General features: G+C 65.7%; 2 protein-coding genes and 1 pseudogene. 2 read left to right on the top strand and 1 reads right to left on the bottom strand.

Annotated elements, in window-relative coordinates; translation table 11 throughout:
- Together QZ213_RS27075 and QZ213_RS27070 are read left to right on the top strand one after the other, a co-directional pair.
- Nucleotides 1-208 (top strand): annotated as a pseudogene (locus QZ213_RS27075) (CoA transferase); the annotation flags it as partial.
- Nucleotides 205-1,134, top strand: a complete 930-nt coding sequence (locus tag QZ213_RS27070) for a CoA ester lyase (RefSeq protein ID WP_291689113.1) — start codon at nt 205-207, stop codon at nt 1,132-1,134. The pseudogene QZ213_RS27075 and the gene QZ213_RS27070, both read left to right, overlap by 4 nt.
- Nucleotides 1,135-1,187: 53 nt before the next feature.
- Here QZ213_RS27070 and QZ213_RS27065 read toward each other — a convergent pair whose 3' ends face one another.
- Entirely contained in the window at nt 1,188-2,162 is a 975-nt protein-coding gene (locus tag QZ213_RS27065; protein ID WP_291689112.1) for a quinone oxidoreductase, read from the bottom strand.
- Nucleotides 2,163-2,611: the final 449 nt, after the last annotated feature.

Below are 2,611 nucleotides of genomic sequence, written 5' to 3'. Positions count from 1 at the left end.
CACGGTCGAGGCCTTCCTCCGGCATCCGCAGCTTCATGCCCGCCACCGCGTGCAGAAAGTGGGATCGCCGAACGGGCCGCTGATGAGCTTCCTGCCCGCAATCACCATTCCCGGCGTCACGCCGGTGATGGGCGATATTCCCGCCGTCGGCGAGCACACCGGGGCGATCCTGGCCGAACTCGGCCTGTTGGAAAAAACCGAATCATGACCGCTCCGCGATTGACCCGAACCTATCTCGCCGTACCCGCGCATCGCGCCCGCCTCGTGCAAAACGCGGCGGCGTCCGCCGCCGACGCGGTGTTCCTCGATCTCGAGGACGCCGTCCCGCCGGCCGAGAAAGCCACCGCGCTGGAAGCCGCCGCAACGGCGCTGACCACGCATGACTGGGGCAACAAGACCGTCTCCGTCAGGCTGAACGCGATCGACAGCCCGTCGATCCGGGACGAGATCAAGCGGCTCGGCGGAATCGAGCGGCTCGATGCTTTCATCATTCCGAAAGCGGAGGCCGTCGCCGACATTACAAGAATCAATGATTGGATCACCGACGCCGCCGGTTCGCGCGATAACCCCGTCGAGATGGAGTTGCTGATCGAGACCGCGCGCGGGCTGGTCAATGTCGAGGCGCTGGCCGCATGCGACGCTGTCGTGACGGGCCTGCATCTCGGCGTCGGCGACTTTGCCGCATCGATCGGCGCGCGCAGCGCGGAGATCGGCGCCTCGCCGCAGGGCTACAAGCATATCGGTAGTGCGGCCGACGGGCACCCGGAAACCCCGCTGGATCTCTTTGCCTATCCGATGATGCGACTCCTGGTAGCCGCCCGCGCCTTCGGCCTGCGCGCGATCGACGGCCCTTGCGGCGCGTTCCGCGACGCGATCGCGACCGAAGCGACGGCCAGGAAGGCGGCGGCGATGGGGTTCGACGGCAAGCAGGTGATCCATCCCACCCAGATCGAACCCACGCGCAATGCCTTCATCCCTTCCGACGAGGAACTCGCCAACGCCCAGCGCGTGATCGCGGCGATGGAAGAGGCGGAACGAAACGGCCAGGCCGCCGTCACGGTCGACGGCAAGATGGTGGACTATGCGAACCTGCGGATGATCCGGCGCCTGCTGGGTTTCAAGGGGCAAATGTGAGAGAGGCGAACACACCCTGCCCGCCTCTCCTGGCATCGTAGAACGCGGCAATCTCAGACCGTCAGCACCGTCGAGCCCGTTGTCTTGCGCGCGGCGAGATCGGCGTGGGCCTTCGCCGCGTCCTTCAGCGGATAGGTCTGGTGCACCTCGATCTTGACCGCGCCGGATTTCACCACATCGAACAGCTCGTTCGCCATGGCGACGAGGTTCTCGCGCTTGGCGGCGTAGGTGTTGAGCGTCGGGCGGGTGACGTAGAGCGAGCCCTTCTGCGCCAGCAGGCCGAGATTGAGCGGCTCGACGCTGCCGGAGGACTGGCCAAACAACGCGGCGACGCCGAGCGGCGCCAGGCAGTCGAGCGATTTGAGGAAAGTGTCCTTGCCGACGGAATCGTAAACCACCGGCACCTTCTTGCCGCCGGTGATCTCGTCGACGCGTTTGACGAAATCCTCGCGCGTGTAAACAATGGTGTGGGCGCAGCCATGGGCCTTGGCGAGCTTTGCCTTCTCATCGCTGCCGACGGTGCCGATCACGGTGGCGCCGAGATGCTTGGCCCACTGGCTGAGGATCAGGCCGACGCCGCCGGCCGCGGCATGCAGCAGAATGGTGTCGCCGGACTTCACGCGATAGGTCTGGCGGATCAGGTACTGCGTCGTCAAACCTTTGAGCATCATCGCGGCGGCGGTCTTGTCGTCGATGCCGTCAGGCAGTTTCAGGAGACGATCGGCCGGGATCAGCCGCGCTTCCGCATAGGCGCCGATCGGCGCGGCGCCATAGGCGACGCGATCGCCAACCTTCAGATCGGTGACGCCGGCGCCGACTTCCTCGACCACGCCAGCGGCCTCGCCGCCGAGTCCGCTCGGCAGTTGCGCCGGGTAAAGCCCGGAGCGGTTATAGATATCGACGAAGTTCAGCCCCACCGCGGTGTGGCGGATGCGGGCCTCGCCGGGACCGGGCTTGCCGAGATTGACCTCTTCCCAGACCAGAACTTCGGGGCCGCCGGTTTTGTGGAAGCGGATGGCATGCGTCATGGATTTACTCCTTGTGAGGCGACAGACGGCGAAATCGCGGGGGACATCAAGATAACGGCGGGGGCCGGTCCGCCCGGCAGCCATGATTACAACAGGCGCGCGTGGCGCGGCAAGGAATAGCCTCGGGACGGCATGCTCGTTGCCGGACACGACTCCGCGATCCCGCGGCGCGATATGCCCGAGTTTTGCACGGTCCTGCCGCCCAGAGAGGGCGTGGGGAATGCCGGGTGCCCAGTGCACCCGCAGCCTCGTGTGCGCTGGGGGTAGTTCAAGATGCACACGAGTATTCACAGCGGTCGCACCGGAAATCACCCGGCATCCCCGCACGCAATGGTTTTAACGGTTTCCTCCGCGCTCTTGTGTCTGCAAAATCTGGCAGAATGTGCGAACGGGCGGCTCTGACCAGCCGCCCGTCGCTGGATCTGAGCCCGTTCGCGCTCAAAGGCCGC

The sequence above is a fragment of the Bradyrhizobium sp. genome, assembly GCF_017881085.1.
Lineage (GTDB): Bacteria > Pseudomonadota > Alphaproteobacteria > Rhizobiales > Xanthobacteraceae > Bradyrhizobium.
The sequence above is the reverse complement of the archived record's forward strand: the minus strand, read 5'-3'. Positions and strand labels throughout refer to the sequence as shown.

Coding starts and splice junctions, on each gene's coding strand:
- QZ213_RS27065 (WP_291689112.1), bottom strand. CDS start 2,162: ATGACGCATGCCATCCGCTTCCACAAAACCGGCGGCCCCGAAGTTCTG.
- QZ213_RS27070 (WP_291689113.1), top strand. CDS start 205: ATGACCGCTCCGCGATTGACCCGAACCTATCTCGCCGTACCCGCGCAT.